This is a genomic window from Streptomyces sp. 8N706 (assembly GCF_052245415.1).
Classification (GTDB): Bacteria; Actinomycetota; Actinomycetes; order Streptomycetales; family Streptomycetaceae; genus Streptomyces.
Genome location: NZ_JBQQBW010000128.1, coordinates 1 through 17,815, shown reverse-complemented (window position 1 = coordinate 17,815; position 17,815 = coordinate 1). Strand labels below are relative to the sequence as shown.

Annotated in this window: 14 protein-coding genes and 2 pseudogenes; 6 read left to right on the top strand and 10 right to left on the bottom strand. The window is 72.9% G+C overall.

The window, feature by feature from the left end:
- Positions 1-892, top strand: an 892-nt coding sequence (locus ACTWQE_RS29915; RefSeq protein WP_443332208.1) for an ABC transporter permease, incomplete at its 5' end; no start/stop codon positions are given.
- A gap of 124 nt (positions 893-1,016) precedes the next feature.
- On the opposite strand, the gene ACTWQE_RS29910 is transcribed toward ACTWQE_RS29915, so the two are convergent.
- Together ACTWQE_RS29910 and ACTWQE_RS29905 are read right to left on the bottom strand one after the other, a co-directional pair.
- Positions 1,017-1,541 carry an ATP-binding protein gene (locus tag ACTWQE_RS29910; RefSeq protein WP_443332207.1) on the bottom strand — a complete coding sequence of 175 codons (525 nt, stop codon included), beginning with the start codon at positions 1,539-1,541 and terminating at the stop codon, positions 1,017-1,019.
- A gap of 161 nt (positions 1,542-1,702) precedes the next feature.
- Entirely contained in the window at positions 1,703-2,032 is a 330-nt protein-coding gene (locus ACTWQE_RS29905) for a hypothetical protein (RefSeq protein WP_443332206.1), read from the bottom strand.
- 181 nt (positions 2,033-2,213) lie between these two features.
- Here ACTWQE_RS29905 and ACTWQE_RS29900 point away from each other — a divergent pair, with 181 nt between their 5' ends.
- Positions 2,214-3,344 carry a PLP-dependent cysteine synthase family protein gene (locus tag ACTWQE_RS29900; RefSeq protein WP_443332205.1) on the top strand — a complete coding sequence of 377 codons (1,131 nt, stop codon included), beginning with the start codon at positions 2,214-2,216 and terminating at the stop codon, positions 3,342-3,344.
- A 117-nt stretch (positions 3,345-3,461) separates the two neighbouring features.
- Here ACTWQE_RS29900 and ACTWQE_RS29895 read toward each other — a convergent pair whose 3' ends face one another.
- Positions 3,462-3,950: an SRPBCC family protein gene (locus ACTWQE_RS29895; RefSeq protein WP_443332204.1), complete on the bottom strand. Its 489-nt coding sequence runs from the start codon at positions 3,948-3,950 to the stop codon at positions 3,462-3,464.
- A 68-nt stretch (positions 3,951-4,018) separates the two neighbouring features.
- Positions 4,019-4,861, bottom strand: a complete 843-nt coding sequence (locus ACTWQE_RS29890) for a DeoR/GlpR family DNA-binding transcription regulator (RefSeq protein WP_443332203.1) — start codon at positions 4,859-4,861, stop codon at positions 4,019-4,021.
- A gap of 227 nt (positions 4,862-5,088) precedes the next feature.
- Between ACTWQE_RS29890 and ACTWQE_RS29885 the strand changes: the two genes are divergently transcribed.
- Positions 5,089-7,542 carry a hypothetical protein gene (locus tag ACTWQE_RS29885; protein WP_443332202.1) on the top strand — a complete coding sequence of 818 codons (2,454 nt, stop codon included), beginning with the start codon at positions 5,089-5,091 and terminating at the stop codon, positions 7,540-7,542.
- Here ACTWQE_RS29885 and ACTWQE_RS29880 read toward each other — a convergent pair.
- The 4 genes from ACTWQE_RS29880 to ACTWQE_RS29865 form a co-directional block, all read right to left on the bottom strand.
- Positions 7,509-9,929 (bottom strand): right-handed parallel beta-helix repeat-containing protein, encoded by a 2,421-nt coding sequence (locus ACTWQE_RS29880; protein ID WP_443332201.1) that lies wholly within the window; start codon positions 9,927-9,929, stop codon positions 7,509-7,511. The two genes, ACTWQE_RS29885 and ACTWQE_RS29880, sit on opposite strands and share 34 nt — an antisense overlap.
- Positions 9,930-10,021: 92 nt before the next feature.
- Complete coding sequence (locus ACTWQE_RS29875) at positions 10,022-10,624, bottom strand: Rv1733c family protein (protein ID WP_443332210.1); 603 nt, start codon at positions 10,622-10,624, stop codon at positions 10,022-10,024.
- Between the two features lie 100 nt (positions 10,625-10,724).
- Entirely contained in the window at positions 10,725-11,549 is an 825-nt protein-coding gene (locus ACTWQE_RS29870) for an MOSC domain-containing protein (RefSeq protein WP_443332200.1), read from the bottom strand.
- A gap of 119 nt (positions 11,550-11,668) precedes the next feature.
- Positions 11,669-12,133, bottom strand: coding sequence for a DUF6643 family protein (locus tag ACTWQE_RS29865; protein ID WP_443332199.1), 465 nt, complete (start codon positions 12,131-12,133; stop codon positions 11,669-11,671).
- 311 nt (positions 12,134-12,444) lie between these two features.
- On the opposite strand from ACTWQE_RS29865, the gene ACTWQE_RS29860 reads away from it, so the two are divergent.
- Complete coding sequence (locus tag ACTWQE_RS29860) at positions 12,445-13,716, top strand: TerD family protein (RefSeq protein ID WP_443332209.1); 1,272 nt, start codon at positions 12,445-12,447, stop codon at positions 13,714-13,716.
- Positions 13,717-13,930: 214 nt separating this feature from the next.
- Here ACTWQE_RS29860 and ACTWQE_RS29855 read toward each other — a convergent pair.
- Positions 13,931-15,091: pseudogene (locus ACTWQE_RS29855) on the bottom strand (glycosyltransferase); the annotation flags it as partial.
- Positions 15,092-15,287: 196 nt separating this feature from the next.
- Between ACTWQE_RS29855 and ACTWQE_RS29850 the strand changes: the two are divergent.
- The gene (locus ACTWQE_RS29850) at positions 15,288-16,079 is read left to right on the top strand and encodes a glutamate racemase (RefSeq protein WP_443332198.1); all 792 of its coding nucleotides are present in this window, start codon (positions 15,288-15,290) and stop codon (positions 16,077-16,079) included.
- A gap of 154 nt (positions 16,080-16,233) precedes the next feature.
- Positions 16,234-16,800, top strand: coding sequence for a hypothetical protein (locus tag ACTWQE_RS29845; protein WP_443332197.1), 567 nt, complete (start codon positions 16,234-16,236; stop codon positions 16,798-16,800).
- Positions 16,801-17,182: 382 nt separating this feature from the next.
- Here the strand turns inward: ACTWQE_RS29845 and ACTWQE_RS29840 are convergent.
- Positions 17,183-17,815, bottom strand: a pseudogene (locus ACTWQE_RS29840) (O-antigen ligase family protein); the annotation flags it as partial.

The following is a 17,815-nucleotide window of genomic DNA, read 5'->3' as shown; positions in this document are numbered from 1 at the left end:
CCTCGGGATGCTGCCCGAGGTCGACACGGCGATCGGGCTGGGCGAGGGCGTTGCGGAGGTCGACGGCGGCGGACGGCAGCTGACCGTCACGGACCCCGCGGCCCTCGCACGGGTCCTCGACCTCGGGCCGGTGGACGGCTCGCTGAACGGCCTCGGCCGCACGGATCTCGCCGTCTCCCAGGACGAGGCGGACCAGCGCGGTTGGCGGGTCGGCAGCACCGCCCGGCTGTCCTTCGCCGACGGTGCCCGGCAGGCCTTCACCGTCCGCGCCGTCTACGACCAGAAGGACCTCGCCGGTGACTATCTCGTCACCCGGGCGGCATGGGCCCCGCACCAAGTGCAGGACTCCGACCGCCTGGTCGCCGTGGACTTCGAGGACGGCGTGCCGGTGGCCGAGGGCAAGGCCGCCGTGGCCAAGACCGCCGACCAGTACGGGAATCCGGAAGTGCAGACCCGCGACGAGTACGCCGAGTCCTCGGCGAGCGGCATCGACCAGATGCTCACCCTGGTCTACGCCCTGCTCGCGCTGGCGGTGCTCATCGCCCTGCTGGGCATCACCAACACCCTGACGCTCGCCGTCCATGAGCGGACCCGCGAGCTCGGGCTGCTGCGTGCCGTCGGGCAGACCCGCGCCCAGCTGCGCGCGATGGTGCGCTGGGAGTCGGTGCTGGTGGCGGCGTTCGGTACGGTCGGCGGACTGGCACTCGGCGCATTCCTGGGCTGGGCGATGGTGAAGGCCTCCGACAGCGCCGGGACGAGCGCCTTCGCGGTGCCGCCCCTCCAGCTCGGGGTGGTGGCGCTCGTGGGGCTGGTCTGCGGTGCCGTCGCCGGCCGGCGCCCCGCGCGCCGGGCCGCACGGCTCGATGTGCTGCGGGCCATCGCGACCGAGTGACGACCGCGGGCGCTCGACGCCCCGGGCCCGGTCGCCAACCACGCGCACCGGGGCCCGGGTCTTCTCCTCGAGGAGGCCCCACGGGCCCGGGCCCGTGGGGCCGGTGCCCGGAGACCCGGGTGCCTCACCCCACGACGGTCGACCGGGGCCGCCCACCCGCCGTCACAGGGTTCACCGCGCCGCGTGCCGCCGCCGCGGAAGCGTTGAGGGAGTACGGCGCCAGGCAGGGGACCGAGGCCGCGGGAACCGCCGGTACGGGTGTCGGGAGCGAGAACCAGACCACCTTGCCCCCGTCGTCATGCGGGCGTACGCCCCAGCTCTCGCTGACCGAGGCGACCAGCGCCAGGCCCCGCCCGCACGTCGCGGCGAGGTCGGCGCCCCGCAGGCTCGGCACCCGCGGGTCGTTGTCACGTACCGAGACGGTCAGCCGGTCCAGAAGGAGAACGATCTCGATTCTGCACTGTTTGTCCGGCTCGGCATGGCGATGGACATTGGTGAGAAGCTCGGTCACCCCGAGTGCCGCCGCATCGATCAAGGGATCGAGATGCCAGTAGCGCAGCTGCGCCGATACGATCCTGCGGACCTGGCCGATCCGCGACGGCAGGGCCTGGAGCTCCACCGTGCAGTGCCTGCTTGGCTTGCTGATCACGGCCGACTCCCTGATGAGGTTCGGAAGACGAAGAACGCATGCAACCGTGCTGACTGCTGCTGTGCCCGGCGGGGCCGGTCCAATGCGTCACCGCCGGTGAACCCTCAGTTACGTTCCACCAGAGTGAACCCGTGAAGGCGCACGCGCAACTCGCGCACGCCTCAACTCCGTGCCACGTGCCCGCCGGCGGTGCGTACCGCGTCGACGAAACGGTGCGCCGACGACGCTCCCTCCGACCCCGGGGCGGGGTCCTGCTCGCTCAGCGTCAGCAGATAACGGGTGCCGTTGACGGTGGCCAGGGCCCGGTCCCGGGTCGCGAACCACGGCTTGCCGGCCCGCACCAGATGGACCGGGGCGCTGTCGATCTCGCTTCCGTAACTGGTCAGAAGCGTCAGCCTGCCGTCCCGGATGAGCACCTGCCCGGCGCTGGTGAGCGAGCGCAGCCAGCGCCCGATCCGGACCCCGGTCGCCGTGAACTCTGGCTCTGCCATGCTGCACCGTCCCCTTGGCGAAGAATGCGGCGGCTCGGCAATGTATGCGGCGGCCGCGCCCCCATTGTTCTCCTCCTGCGCAGTCTGCCCGCGTCGGAGCCCGTGCACCAGTGCCCATTTATGATCGAAACGACTTGGACGGCGGCGTCCGGGCCGGGACCGAGCACGAGGAGCAGCGCTGGTGAGCACCGCGGAGCAGGGGCGGGCCGGGAAACCGGCCGCGACCATCGATGTGGACCGCAGCGATCCGGACCAACGGGCCTGGCTGAACGAAGCCGTCCGCAGGGTCCAGGCGGACGCCAACCGCTCCGCGGACACACATCTGCTGCGCTTCCCGCTCCCCGAACCATGGGGTATCGACTTGTACCTCAAGGACGAATCCACCCATCCCACCGGCAGTCTGAAACACCGTCTGGCGCGCTCGCTCTTCCTGTACGGGCTCTGCAACGGCTGGATCCGGCCGGGCAAGCCCGTGATCGAGGCCTCCAGTGGTTCGACGGCGGTCTCCGAGGCCTACTTCGCCAAGCTGATCGGTGTGCCGTTCGTCGCGGTCATGCCGCGCACCACCAGCCGGGAGAAGACCAGACTGATCGAGTTCCATGGCGGTCAGTGCCATCTGGTGGACGAGCCCCGGACGGTGTACGAGGTCTCGGCCCGTCTGGCGGCGGAGACCGGGGGCCACTACATGGACCAGTTCACCTACGCCGAGCGGGCCACGGACTGGCGCGGCAACAACAACATCGCCGAGTCGATCTACCAGCAGATGAGGTTGGAGCGGTATCCGGAACCGGCCTGGATCGTCGCGACCGCGGGCACCGGCGGCACCTCCGCGACCATCGCGCGCTATGTGCGCTACATGCAGTACGACACCCTCGTCTGTGTGCCGGACCCGGAGAACTCCTGTTTCTTCGAGGGCTGGACGACCGGGGACCCCGACGTCTCCAGCGACCGCGGTTCCCGTATCGAGGGCATCGGCCGCCCGCGCATGGAGCCGAGCTTTGTGCCCGGCGCGATCGACCGGATGATGAAGGTGCCCGACGCGGCAACCGTCGCCGCGGTACGGGCCCTGGAGCGGGCCATCGGCCGCCGGGCGGGCGGCTCCACCGGGACGGGGCTGTGGAGCGCGCTGAAGATCGTCTCGGAGATGGTGGCTGCGGGGCGCACGGGCAGCGTGGTGACCCTGATCTGCGACCCGGGCGACCGCTACCTCGACAAGTACTACTCCGACGCCTGGCTCGAGGAGCAGGGCCTGGACATCGCGCCGTACACCGCGGCCATTGACTCGCTCCTCGCCACCGGGGACTGGATCTAGTCTGGTGCCGCGTCGGCCAAGCGCTGACGCGGCACTGGCGCCCCCGCTGACGCCATGGGCCCCGGCGTACCCGAAAACCGTGTCACCACAGGTCAGAGGCTTGGAGTACGCCGTACGTCAGGGGTGACCGCTCGAGCCGGGGCCCGCGAGGCGCCGGTCGAGGGCGCGGACCGCGCGGCGGAACTCCCGCGCGAAGCCCGGCCGCAGCACGCCCAGCGCCGACCGCAGCGGGGCGGGCCCGTCGGCCGCGAAGGTCCACCGCACCCGGGTGCCGGCGCCCTCGGGCGCCAGCCGCCACTCCTCCAACAGGGCGCTGACCCCGGGGACGTTGCTCTCGTCGACCCGGTAGGCGTAACGGACCGGGGCCTCCGACGCCATGATCGTCTCAAGGAAGCGGATGCCGCCCCGGAGGCGGACCTCCCGGCCCTTCCCGCCGTCCGTCGGCCGGGCGGCCGTGACCGCACCGAACCATCGTGGCCAGTCGGCGTCCTCGGTCAGCGCCCGGTGGACCGCCTGCGGCGCGGCGGTCATCCCGGCCGCGAACTCCAGCCGTACGGGAGCGGACGTCACGAAGTCGAGTTCCACGGGACGGAGTCGGCGCGCCATGGGATGTGCACCTCCAGCGGTGTCGGCCTGCCCGGCTGTGGGCGTGAACACCGTAAGCCGGAGGGCCGTCAGATGTCTTCGGTGCGCTCGCTCTCGCCCGCGACGACCAGTTGCGGCAGATGTTCGGCGATCTCCGCCCGGGCCGCCGCCGGCAGCCCCGCGTCGGTCACCATCGCGTCGACCTCCTCCAGCGAGGCGAACGAACTGAGCCCCACCGTCCCCCACTTGGTGTGGTCCGCGACCACCACGACACGCCGCGCCGAGTGTACGAACCGCCGGTTCGTCTCCGCCTCCGCGAGGTTCGGGGTCGACAGCCCGGCCTCCACGGATATGCCGTGCACCCCCAGGAACAGCACATCGAAGTGGAGCGAACGGATCGCCTGGTCCGCCACCGGCCCCACCAGGGAGTCGGACGGCGTCCGCACCCCGCCCGTCAGGACGACCGTGGCCGAACCGGGCCGGTGCGACCCGCCCGGCGCTGCCGCCCGCTGTGCCGTGTGAAAGACATCCGCCACCCGTACGGAATTCGTCACGACCGTCAGGTCCGGCACATCCAGCAGATGGTGCGCCAGCGCGAACGTGGTCGTCCCGCCGGACAGGGCGATGGCGCTGCCCGGCGCCACCAGCGGCGCCGCGGCTCGCGCGATGTCCTCCTTGGCGGTCAGCTCCAGGCTCGACTTCGCCTCGAAGCCCGGCTCATGCGTGCTCGCCTCGGCGACCGGCACCGCACCGCCGTGCACCTTCTCGACCACACCCTGACGGGCCAGCGCGTCCAGATCCCGACGGACCGTCATGTCCGAGACCTTGAGCTTCCGGGTCAGCTCATTGACCCGCACCCCGCCGCGCCGTCTGACCTCGTCGAGGATCAGGGCCCGCCGCTGCTCCGCGAGGAGATTCTGGTTGTCGCTCACCCCGGCCCGTCCCTTCCGCCCATTGATCGTCGCGGCCCGTCCGGATTCATCCTCCCACGGACCTGCGACGATCGACCGGGTGAGCGCCCCCTGTGCACACCTGCGCGCGCCCGTGTGCCACATCACGATCCGGCCTCGCCGCACCGGTACTGGGTTTGCGTCCTTCCGCCCTGGCAGGATCCTGGAGCGACCATGTAGGGATCGGGGGAGGCGCGATGGCGTCGGCCATGCAGCCGCAGACAGGCGTGACCACGGACGAGGGCGGGACGGCGCCGGGCGACGGGCGGGAACTCGCCCTCGAACTCCTGGTGCACGGCGTCGGTGGCACCACGCCGGAGGAGATGCTCGACGACCCCCGGACGGTGCGCGTCACCGGGGACGAGACCGCCGGGATCCACCGGCGCCGCGACGACGCCGACGCCGAGTGCCGGGCCGGGGAGTACCGCGACCGGCCCGTCCCCGAGGCGTACTGCTGGTGCAATCTGACGTCCGGCAACAGCGCTCGCGCCCTGTGGCTGGTCCTGCTGCCCTTCATGGTGGCCAACCTCGCCCACTGGATGCGGCCCGCCTCCACCGGCCGGTCCACCGCCGTCCGGACGTACGGCCTGCTGGTGCGGCTGCTCGCCCTGAGCCTGACGGTGCTGCTCGTCGCCGCGGCGTGCGAGGTCGCCCTCGACCTGACGGCCTGGCAGTGCGCCGGGGCCGAGGCGTGTGCCCGCGGCAAGTCCTGGCTCGGCTTCCTCTCCCCGGAGCACGGGGGCTGGTGGAGCCCGCCGGGCAGGCGGCTGGCCCTGGCCGCGCTCGTCCCCGCCGCCCTGACCGGCCTGCTGTGGTGGCTCTCCCACCGCACCTGGTGCGCGTACGAGTCGCAGCCGCCGTTGAGGCACCCCGTCGGCGAGGACGACCCCGAGGCCGGCGCCCGCCCCGCCCTGCGCCTGCCCGGCTTCTGGTACGGCCGCCGGCTGGTGGCCCGGCTGCGTGCCGCCCACACCGCCGCGGGGTTTCTGACCGTCGCCGCCGCGCTCTCCGCGGCCGCCACACGCTACGACCGCAGGCCCGGCGGCAGTGCCTGGCTGGACGCGCTCGGCTGGGCGCTGGACGTGACCCTGGTGGCCGCCGGAGCGTTCGTGGTGTGGGTCGTGGGCAGCCGGGGCCGCAGCGAGCGGGAGCCCGACGACCGGCTCGACCAGGTCATTGTGCGGGCCCTGCCGGGCACCGCCCTCGCGATCCTCGCCGCCGCCGTCCTGCACGCCTCCTGGCCGCGTCCCGGCTGGGCCTCCCACGGGCGGCTTCCCGGAGACGAGACCTTCGGCGTGATCGCCCTCGCCCAGGGAGCCCTCGTCCTCGCCATCGGGGCGACCGCCTGGTGGCTCACCCGCAGCGCCCCGGAGGACCGGACCGTGCTGGGCGGCCTCGGCGGAGCGGCGGTGGCGATGCTCGCCTGCGCCCTGGGCGCGCTGATGTCCGGCGGGATCGCCCAGCGGGTGGCCGACTGGCTCGACGGGCCGGGCACCCCGGGGATGGAGGGCGGGTCCATCGACGGGCCCCCGGTGCTGCTGTCCTGGCAGGCCTCGATCATTCCGCTGCTGCTCGTCGTCCTCCTGGCGATCGCCGGCTACTTCGGTGGCCAGAACTGGCGGCGCCGGCGCCTGGAGATCCGCCGGATGCCCGTCGAGTACCCCGGTGAGCAGCCGGACACCGCCCGGACCCGCAGGATCGCGGGCACGGTGGCCCGCGCCGGACTCACCGACTGCGCCCCGTGGTTCATCGGGACCATCGCCGTCATCACCCTGCTGCTGGGCGGGGGCGCGGTGCTCGGGGCCTGGTGCACCGAGGAAGTGCCGGGCCGGGCCGCCGAGGGCGGGCCGGGCCTGGTGGCCGCCGGAGCCCAGACCGCCCAGGCTCTGGGCTCCTGGCTCATCGGACTGGGCTTCATACTGTTCATCGCCTCGGGCCGGCGGGCCTACCGCGACGCCTCCGCCCGCCGCACCATCGGCATCCTGTGGGACGTCGGCACCTTCTGGCCCCGTGCGGCCCATCCGTTCGCGCCCCCCTGCTACGCCGAGCGCGCCGTCCCCGACCTCACATGGCGGATGGCCACCTGGACGCGGAGCACCGGCGGCGAACTGGTGATCTCCGGCCACTCCCAGGGCAGCGTCCTGGCCGCCGCCGCTGTCTGGCAGCTCGATCCGCGGACCCGGCGCCGGGTGGCCCTGCTGACGTACGGATCGCCCCTCGAGCGGCTCTACGGGCGCTGGTTCCCGGCCTACTTCGGCCCCGGGCCGCTGCGGGCCCTCCACCGCGAGGTGCACTGCTGGCGGAATCTGTGGCGGCGTACCGACCCCATCGGGGGGCCCGTGCTGCCCGTCGGCGGTACGGATCCGGAGGTCGACCGGGGGCCGCTGCGTGACCCCCTCGCCTACGGCCGTACCGCCGAACACCCGCTGCCCGCACCGATTCTGGGCCACTCCGACTACCAGGCCGACCCGGTGTTCGCCGAGGAGCGCACGGGGCTGCTGGCGCGCCTTCCGGACGTTCCGCACCAGCGGATCGTGCCGGTCGAGGAGGAATGCCCGCCGCCCTCCGACCGGCGGGACGGCTCTCCCGCTCGCAGAGACACCAACGGTCGGGGCGGAGCCTCGTCCGGTCAGGGGGACAGCTCGGGAAGGTCCTCCGGGTAGAGCAGGGTGAGGTCGTCCGTACTCGGGTCCTTGAGCTGGGCGACCCGGCCCGCGTGGCGCTCCACCATCGCCTCGAAGGTCTGGCGGGCCGTGCGGCCGTTGCCGAACGCCGGTCCCTTCGGGAGCAGGGTGAAGTATTTGAGCAGCGCCTCGGCGGCGCCCTCCCCGATCCGGTACTCGTGCTCCTCCGCCTGCTGTTCCACGATTCGCAGCAGCTCCTCGGGCGCGTAGTCACCGAAGGTGATGGTGCGGGAGAAACGGGAGGCCACACCGGGGTTGACGGACAGGAAGCGCTCCATCTCGGCGGTGTAGCCGGCGACGATCACCACCACCGACTCCCGGTGGTCCTCCATCAGCTTCACCAGGGTGTCGATGGCCTCGCGCCCGAAGTCGCGGCCCGAGTCCTCGGGGGAGAGGGCGTACGCCTCATCGATGAACAGCACCCCGCCGCGCGCCCGGTCGAACGCCTCCTGGGTGCGGATCGCCGTGGAGCCGATGTGCTCACCGACCAGGTCCACCCGCGACACCTCGACCAGATGACCGCGCTCCAGCACACCCAGCGAGGCGAGGATCTCGCCGTACAGCCGGGCGACCGTCGTCTTGCCCGTGCCGGGGGAGCCGGTGAAGACCAGATGGCGGCGGACCGATGCGGCTTTCAGACCGGCCTGCTGCCGCCTCCGGCCGACCTCGATCATGTCGGTGAGCGCCCTGACCTCCCGTTTGACGCTCTCCAGGCCCACCAGAGCGTCCAGTTCACCGAGCACGGTGTCCGAGGGCCTTACGGGCTCGGGGTCCGGCGCGGCCGGAGCCGAAGCCGGGGACGGCTGCGCGGGGACCGTGCTGAGCAGGCCGGTGGTGCGGGCCTCGGTCTGCACCGCGGGGGCCGTGGCGGCAGGCGACGGGGGCCTGCGGTGCTCGGCGCTCTCGTCGCTGGTGCAGTCCTCGCTGACCGGGCCCTCCTCCGAGAACTCATAGCCGCCCCGCGCACAGCGCTCCGTACGGCAACGGGTGAGGGTCGTACGGCACCCGTCGATGATGTGGAAGCCGTAGCCGCTGCTGCCCGTCACCCGGCAGCCGGTGAACGTGCCGCGGCCCCCCGCGGACACATAGAACCCGGCCTCCGTGGGGGAGGCGACGGTGCACCGCTCGACCGAGGGGTCGGCGCCCTTGGTGACGATGACCCCGGTGGCCGCCCCGTCGATCGTGCAACCCGAGAGGGTGCCGCCGCTGCCGTGGTCACGGAACCAGGCGCCGGTCGCCACCTCCCGGATCCGGCAGTCGTCGAGCTGGGCGCTCGCCCCGTCGCTCACCGACACGGCGGTGTTGCGCACCTGCGAGATGTCGCTGTCGACCACATCGGCGCGGGACCCGCGGTCGAGGACGAACAGCGCGTCCGGCACATCGCGCACCCGGCAGGAGTCCAGCACGGCGACCGCGCCGTCGCTCACCCACACCGCGGGGTAGTCCCCGGTGCTGTCGTGGATCTCGCACTGGTTGGCGTCGACCCGGGTCCCCGGGTCCCATACGGACAGTCCGTTGCGCCCGAAGCGGCGCACCGTGCTGCGGGTGAGGGTCAGCACCGAGCGGGAGCGCAGATCGACCGCGTTCTCCGGGATGTCGTGGATGTCGCAGTCGGAGAGGGTGAGGACGGCGTCGGTGTCGAGGGTGACCCCGTCTGCCGACGTACGGTGTACGGTGCAGTCGGTGAGGTGGCCGGCCGCGCTCGAGGCGATCTGCACACCGGTGCCCTTGATCTCGTACACCTCGCAGCCGATGGCCTCCAACGAGGTGTTCTCGCCGGTCAGGGCCAGCCCCGCGCCGGAGGCGTGGTGGATCCGGCAACGCTCCAGCCGCGGGTGCGCGCCCCCGCGCACGACCACGCCGGACTGGCCCGCGCAGATCACCTCGCACTCCTCGAACACCCCGCCGGAGCCTTCGAGGGCCCCGATGCCGACCCCGCCGGGGTTGTCGACGGTGCAGCGCCGGACGATGGGACGGGCGCCGCCGCGGACCTCGATGCCCACGGCTGAGCGGGTGGCCACCCGCAGACCGGTCAACTCCGGTGCGCCGTCCTCGACGAGGAGCGCGGGAGCGGCCGAGTCCTGGCCCTCGATGTGCAGGTCCTGGAGGGTCGCGGAGGCGCGCACGGTCAGGGCGACGCCGTCGGCCGGGGCGATACGTACGCTGCCACGAGCGCCTTCCGGGCCGCGCAGGATGACGGCGTGCCCCACGACCAGGTTCTCGCGGTACGTACCAGGGGCGATGGAGAGCACGTCGCCGTCCCCGGCGGCCTCCAGGGCCGCGCCGAGGGAGGCGTACTCGCCTGTGCGGCGCCGCCACCGCGACGTGCCGGTGTGCGTCACCTGGACCGTGCCCTGTGGTGCCATGCTGCTGACGTGCCCCCACCTTGTGCGTGTGTTGCTCGCTACGGCTGTACTGGCGCTCCACGGTAGCGTGCGCGAGGCAGGGAGTTGACCGGTCAGCTGCCCGTCCCGGTCCTGCCCCAGTCCTGACCGGCCCGCTCCCACGCCCGGTCCCACTGCCCGTACCGCCGATGCATGAGCCGCCATACGACCAGTCGGCGCCCGGCTTCGACCAGGCCCGCCGCGGCCACGGCGGCGCCGCCTCCCGCGAGCGCGGCGTGCGAGTTGGCCGTCGTCCGGTCCAGCGGGCGCGGGACGAGCCGTCCACGGGCGTCGGTCCAGACCCGGAAGCGGTCGCCGGGCGTCGTGGCTCGCGGTGTGATCGCGGGCCCGGACCGGGCGGTGCCGTCGGGAGCCGTCCAGGCGGCCACGACGCGGTGGTGGGCATCGCGGGCCGACGAGGTCTCCGGGTCCGGGTCGATGGGCGGATGCGGTATCCGGCGGACGACGGTCGCTGTCACGAGATGACGCTCCTGCTGCTGCTCATGCACCCATCGCAGCAGCGTGTCCTGCACGGCGGACCCAACGGTCACGCCGACGGTGGGGGCCCCGAGGGCGATGCACACAGCGGCCAGCAGCGCCGCCCAGGCCTCGGCGACATCGGTTCTCCGTCGCAGCGGATTCCGCCGCCACCGCCAGAGCCCGGCTATCACACGCACGGTCACGTCCCCCCTTCCGTGACCCTAACTACCACATACGGCACGGCACATGTGAGGCGATGACAAAGAGAGAGGGAACATCACCCGGCCTTGACGCGCGTCAGGAGATGACCTCCACGGGGTCGCCGGTGCGCAGGGTGCCGGTCCCTTCCGGGATCAGATTCAGGCCGAAGACGAGGGTGTCCCCGCAGCGGCGGTGGCGGGCGAGGGTGCGCAGCGGCTCCTTGCCGCGCTCGGCCGTCCGCTGATCGGTCGTAGTGATCACACAGCGTCCGGAGGGCTTGGCGACACGGAAGGTGACCTCCCCGATCACGAGTCCGGACCAGTCGTCCTCGGCCCAGGGCGCGAAGCCGTCAACGACGACATTCGGCCGGAAGCGGTTCATCGGCAGCGGCCCCTCATCGGCGTGGTCGCCCTGGGCGATCAGGGAGTTGAGCGCGTCGAGGGAGGCCGTGGTGGTGAGCAGCAGGGGATAGCCGTCGGCGAAGCTGACGGTCTCGCCGGGGCGCGCGTACGCGGGGTTGACGGGGCGGCGGTGCGCCGGGTCGTCGAGGTGCACGAGGCTCACCCCGGTGCCGAGATGGCTGCTGAACCACTCCGACGCCGCCGCACCACCCGGCACCGCCTCCACCTTGTCGCGCCAGATCTCCACGGTGGTCGTGGAGGAGGGTTCCGGGACCTCCACCGTCAACGGATCCAGGTCCGGTGCGGTGACCCGGATGCCTCCCCCCGGCAGCGGCTGGGCAGCCGCCAACGCCAGCCGGGGGTGTGTCCTTTGGGTGATGAACCGGTCGTCGCCGTCGACCAGCAGCCACCTCCGGTCCCCGGCGAGCCCCCACGGCTCCACGGCCGCCTCGCCAGGGGCGCACCCCGCCACCGACTTGACCGGGTAGATGTGGACCGCACGCAGCGCTGGATTCGGCATGGGATCAGTCTGCCAGGCAGGTCGGACACATGACCGATCGGCCGGGCCCGTTCAAGCCAGGCCGGTCGAGGCCGGGCCGTTGGAGCCGGGCCGTTGGAGATGGGCCGCGCCGGCTCGGGTCAGTAACCGCGCCCCTGGTACGGCCGGCCGTAGGGATCCTCGTACGGCGACGGCGCCGGGCGGGGAGCCGCCGGACGAGGTGCGGCAGGACGGGGTGCCGCCGGCCGCATCTGGTCGTAGCCGGTGCCGCCGCCCGGGTTCTGGTACTGCTGCGGCCCGGGGTAGCCGCGCGGAGCCGCGGCCTGCTGCGGAATGTAGGGCGCCGGGGCACTCTGCAGCGGTTGGGGCTGCGGCGCGGCGGCCGGGTAGCCGTACGAGGTCTGCTGGCCGGGGCCGGCGGGGAGCGCGGGCAGCGCCGACGGCAGAGCCGGCAGCTGGCTGCCGGTGTCATACGCGGAGGGAACCCGGATGGGGGCGATCTGCGGGGTGCCCCGCTCTGCGACGAGGCTGTCGTAGATCGGGGTGTCCGGGAAGGAAGGCGCGGAGTAGTAACCGCCGCCATAGGTGGAGCGGGGGGAGGTCATGCTCCATAAGTTAAGCCCACGATGTGCTGATTGGGGAGACCGATAAGAGGGTTGTTTCTTGGTCTTGCAGTAAGGGTGGGCCGTCAATGTGAGCGAACCCGGGAAAATCGGGCCTCTTGGCGCATTGAGATTGCGTAAAGGCCTAGTTCCGGGCGGGTTACCGCGGGTTGGACGGCAGACGCGGGTGGGGGGCCGACGGCGTCGCGCGGTACCGAAGGCGGACCGGCGGGTCCTAGGTTGTTCCCGGACATCACGGCGGCCGGGTCTCCGTCAGGGTGAACCGGCAGGGCGAAGAGGTGGGCACCATGGGGATGCGCAAGGGCACGAACGTTCCGATTCCGGCGCCCTCGGTGCGGATCGAGTTGGGCTGGCGTACCGGTCCCGGTGTCCCGGACGCGGACGCCTCGGCGCTGCTGCTCCAGGAGTCGGGCAAGGTCCGCTCCGACGGGGACTTCGTCTTCTACAACCAGGCCGCGCACGCCTCCGGTGCCGTACGCCACGAGGGCAAGCGCGCCACGGGGGGCGCGGTCACCGACACGCTCTCCGTGGACCTCTCCGGCGTCGAACCCGCGATCCATACCGTCGTGCTGGCAGCCTCCGCGGACGGCGGAAGCTTCGGGCAGGTGCCGGGGCTGTACATCCGCGTGCTGGACACCGCGAACGGTGCGGAGCTGGCCCGGTTCGACAGCGAGGACGCCTCGGTGGAGACGGCTTTCGTCCTCGGAGAGCTGTACCGACGGCAGGGAGCGTGGAAGTTCCGGGCCGTCGGCCAGGGTTACGGCACCGGACTCGCCGGGCTGGCCACGGACTTCGGGATCTCGGTCGACGATCCGCAGCCCGCGGCGGCGCCCGTCGCCCCTTCGGTGCCCCCTCCCGCGCCGCACCCCGTGACGGCCGCGCCCCCGGCGCCCGTACAACCGCCCGCGCCCCACACCGCTCCAGTGCGCCTCACCAAGGTCACCCTGACCAAGGAGTCCCCGACGGTTTCGCTGACCAAGCAGGGCGGCACGTCGGGGGCGATGCGGGTCAACCTCAACTGGCAGATGCGCAAGCAGTTCAAGGGCTGGGGGAGCAAGCTCGGCCGCGCGATGGCCCTGCACTCCGACCTCGATCTCGACCTGTGCGCGCTGTACGAGCTCACGGACGGCAGCAAGGGCGTCGTCCAGTCCCTGGGCAACGCCTTCGGCGCACTCCACCAGCCGCCCTTCATCCATCTCGACGGCGACGACCGGACCGGGGCCGTGGCATCGGGGGAGAACCTCACCGTCAACCTCGACCGCAAGGACCAGTTCCGGCGCATCCTGATCTTCGTCACGATCTACGAGGGCGCGCGCAGCTTCGCCGACCTGCACGCCACCGTCACCCTGCAGCCGCAGCACGGCGCACCGGTCGACTTCTCCCTCGACGAGTGCACGGTCCCCTCCACGGTCTGTGCTCTCGCACTCATCACCAACACCGGGGCCGGTGACCTCGTCGTCCAGCGTGAGGCCCGCTACCTCGTGCTCGAACGGGGCGTCAGCCCGCAGCGCACCGTGGACCACGCCTACGGCTGGGGCATGAACTGGACCCCGGGCCGCAAGTGACGCCTCAGGCGGCCGGGCCGGCCGAAGGCCCCGCGCCCTCCCCGGCGGTGGCGTGGGGCGCGCCCTCCGCGGCGGCGCGTGGTGCGTGCTCCCCGGGGGCGTGTGCTGCGTACTCCTCGGTGGTGCCGAGTGCCGCGTTCTCCTCGGGCACGCCGCGTCGGGCATCCGGCCCGGCGGCCCTGGGCCGGGCGGGCTCCTCGGCCGTACCGCGCCCGTCGGGCCTCGGATACGTCCGCCCCTTCCAGGCCGCGCCGCGCCCCCGGTAGTGCTGTACGGACGAGTCGACCGTCATCAGCAGATACAGCGCCGCGGTGAAGGGCAGCAGCGGCGCGAGCCGGAGCGGCTGACCGTAGTAGCGCAGCATGGGCGCATACGTCGCGGTCATCGCCGCCCACGCCGCGGCGCCCGCGCCCGCCGCGGCGGGGTTGCCGGTCAGCGCCCCGCCCACCACAGCGGCCGGAGGCACCAGGTAGACCAGCGCGAGCCCGCCGACCGTACCGGCCAGCAGCGCCGGACTGTGCCGTAGCTGGGTGTAGGCGCTGCGCGAAACCATCCGCCACAGCGCGCCCAGGTGCGGGTACGGACGCACGCTGTCCACCCGTTCGGCGAGCCCCAGCCAGATCCGTCCGCCGCCGCGCTTCACCGCCCGCGCGAGGGCGACATCGTCGATCACGGCGTCCCGGATGCTCTGCGGGATACGGGCCCGCTCGGCGGCGCTGTCCCGCAGCAGCACGCAGCCGCCCGCGGCCGCCGCTGTCCTCGCCCCGGGCCGGTTGACCCACCGGAACGGATAGAGCTGCGCGAAGAAGTAGACGAAGGCCGGAACGATCAGCCGCTCCCAGAACGTCGCCACGCGCAGCCGCGCCATCTGCGACACCAGATCCAGCCCGGCGGCGCGGGCCGCACCGACGAGCTCGCGCAGGCTGTCGGGAGCGTGGGCGATGTCGGCGTCCGTCAGCAGCAGGTACTCCGGCGCCGGTGTACGGGCCCGTGCGAGCGCGATGCCGTGCCGCAGGGCCCACAGCTTGCCGGTCCAGCCCTCATCCGGCTCACCGGGGGAGGAGACGGTCAAGGGCAGGCCGCCTGCCCGTACGGCGAGTTCCCGTGCCAGGGCCGCCGTGCCGTCCGTACTGCCGTCGTCCACGAGGAAGACCTCCGCGGGGCCCGGATAGTCCTGGGCGAGCAGGGAGCCGAGCGACAGCGGCAGGACGTCCGCCTCGTTCCGCGCCGGCACGACCACGGCGACGGCGGGCCACTCCGGCGGGGCGAACCGCTCCGGCAGCCGTACATCGGTCCGCCAGAACCAGCCCTGTCCCAGCAGCAGCCACACCCATGCCGTGAGTGATCCCACGGCGATCCAGCTCAGCGCGTTCACCCACGGCAGTCTGCCCGACAGTGCCCGTGCCGTGACGCGCTGCGCGGGGCGTTTCGGGTGTTTCCGGGGGGCGGTAGTGCCCCGGGCGGTCTTGGTCGAGCCGTATCCACGGGGCGACGTGCTCGCCGGCGCGCTCCAGGAGCTCCTGAGGACCGCAGCAGAGTGCCCCGTTCGGCCCATCCATTAAGGTTGCCGGGTGAAGATCGCGCTCATGGACTCCGGTATCGGGCTGCTGGCGGCGGCCGCTGCCGTGCGCCGGCTGCGGCCCGACGCCGCTCTCGTACTCTCGTCCGACCCTGACGGGATGCCCTGGGGTCCGAGAACGCCCGAGGACGTCACCGCGCACGCCCTGGTGTGCGCCGAGGCCGCGGCCGCGCACCGGCCCGACGCGCTGATCGTCGCCTGCAACACCGCCTCCGTGCACGCCCTCCCCGCTCTCCGCGCCGCGTTGGAGCCCGAGCTGCCCGTGATCGGGACGGTACCGGCGATCAAGCCTGCGGCCGCGGGAGGCGGACCGGTGGCGATCTGGGCCACGCCCGCCACCACCGGAAGTCCCTACCAGCGCGGCCTCATCGAGGAATTCGCCCACGGTGTCGTGGCCACCGGCGTGCCCTGCCCCGGGCTCGCCGACGCACTGGAGAGCGCGGACGAGGCGGCGATCGACACCGCCATCGCCGCGGCGGCAGCCCTCACCCCGCGTGACGTCAGAGCCGTCGTCCTGGGCTGCACCCATTACGAACTGGTCGCCGAGCGCATCCGCGCCGCCGTGCAGCAGCCGTCGGCGCCCGCGATCGCCCTGCACGGCTCCGCCGGAGCCGTCGCGGCCCAGGCGCTACGACGGATCGGCGCCCAGCCCGCCCCCGCCGCCGAACCGTCCGAGGAACTCACGGTGATCCTCGGCGGCCGGGAATCCACCTCGCTACCCGAGGCCGCCCTGGCGTACGCCGAGGGGCGCGCCCTCGCTGCCGGGAGCCCCGCCCGGCGCTGACGGCGCGGGTCTGCCTTCCCGCGCACGGGCTTGCTCGCGGCTCGGTGCGGCCGGTGCGCCGCTTCGCGTGGACGGCCGGGCCCGCCGTCCGTACACACATGATGCAGGGATGCTGACGACTGCTGTCGCGGGGGATCACGGGTAGGCTCGCCTCATGAGGGACGACCTCCCCGACGTCGACGCCGCATCGTCCGTGCCCGTCCCCGAGGTGTGGACCGGACGTGCGACGAACCGCGCGCAGTGGCCGCTGGCGGCCCTCGGCGGGGCCTGCCTGGCTCTGGGTATCAAACTCGCCGTCGACTCCCCGTGGAGGGGAGGCCTCGCGCCGCTCGTCATGTCCGTGATCGGCTGCGTCGCCGTCGGCCTGCTGATCCTCTACGGCACGCTCGCCTTCGTCCATGTGCATGTGCGAATCGACAGCGACGTGCTCGAAGTGCGCTGCGGCCACGTCGGCCTGCCGCGCCGCCGCATCCGGCTCGACAGTGTTGTCGGCGCCGAGTACGCGTCGCGGGTGACGCCCCACGAGTGGGGCGGCTGGGGCTACCGCTGGCGCCCGGACAAGGGCACCGCTGTGGTCGTACGCCGTGGCGAGGGTCTGGTGCTCCGTCTCGGGGACGGCTGTGTGTTCACCGTGACGGTGGATGACGCCGAGGACGCGGTACGGGTGATCCGCGACCGCCTGCGGCAGCTGGCCGAGGCCCGCCGGACCGCCCAGACCTGAATCTGCCCCGGGCGGCCGAAGCTCTGAACCGGTCCGTCTCGCCCACGCCTGAACTGGTCCGGGCCCCACGCTTGAACGGGTTCGTGCCGCCGAAGCGTGAAGCGGTCCGCGTCGGCCACGCTTGAACGAGGCCGTGCCGCCCAGGCCTGACCGGCTCTCCACGGCTGGGACGTCCTCGGCGTCCTGTCGTCGGCACATCCGGTCCGGCGTACGGCGCTCCGCCGGACTCCGGTCGTAGGGACTCGTAGGGATTCTTGGCGAGGTGCCTCAGCGGGAGCCGGGGGAAGTACGCAGGCCACGTACTCCTGTCAGCCGTCGGCGGAGCGGTTCCCCTGCGGCCGTACGCCCCAGCGCCGCAGGTTGCGGCCTTCGGGGGGCGACGCTATTTGTCCGGGAGGGGGCCAAGGCAGGCGGCCCGCCCGTGGGATGCCGGCCGGCGCGCCGGCGGAACAGCGGAGCCGCCCGCCAGGGCCACCGGAGCCGGGACGGAGGCGCCGGGCCCGGCCTCGAGGGCGTACGGGCGGGCCGTGGCCAGACCCGCGAGGACCCCGGCCGCGGCGGTGACCTGCACGAAGCTCAGCGCGTTACTGACGGCGCCGAGTGCGCCCAGGGCCGTCAGCGCCGTCGCGGCGGACAGCACGACCGGGGTGGACCGCGGTGAGCGCCACAGTGAGTGCAGTGTCCAGCCGAAGGCCCCGCCCAGCAGCAGTACTCCGGGGAGGCCCTGCTCGGCCGCCTGTTTGAGGACTGCGGAGTGAACCTTGCCGTCCGAGTGCGGAGTCTGTTGCACCGTCATGCTGAGCTCGCCGAACCGGTCCGGGCCCGCTCCCAGCACCGGATGGGTCTCGGCGAGTCCGATCGCGTCCTTCCACAGCAGCACGTGGTGCTCGGGGAGCCCGGCTTCGAGCGGGACTGCCAGCCGTTGGGGCAAGCGGCCTTCGGCGAGAGCCCACGAGCCACCGGCGACGGACGCCGCGACGAGAGCCAGGAGGGCCAGCGTCGGCAGCCGGTGCCG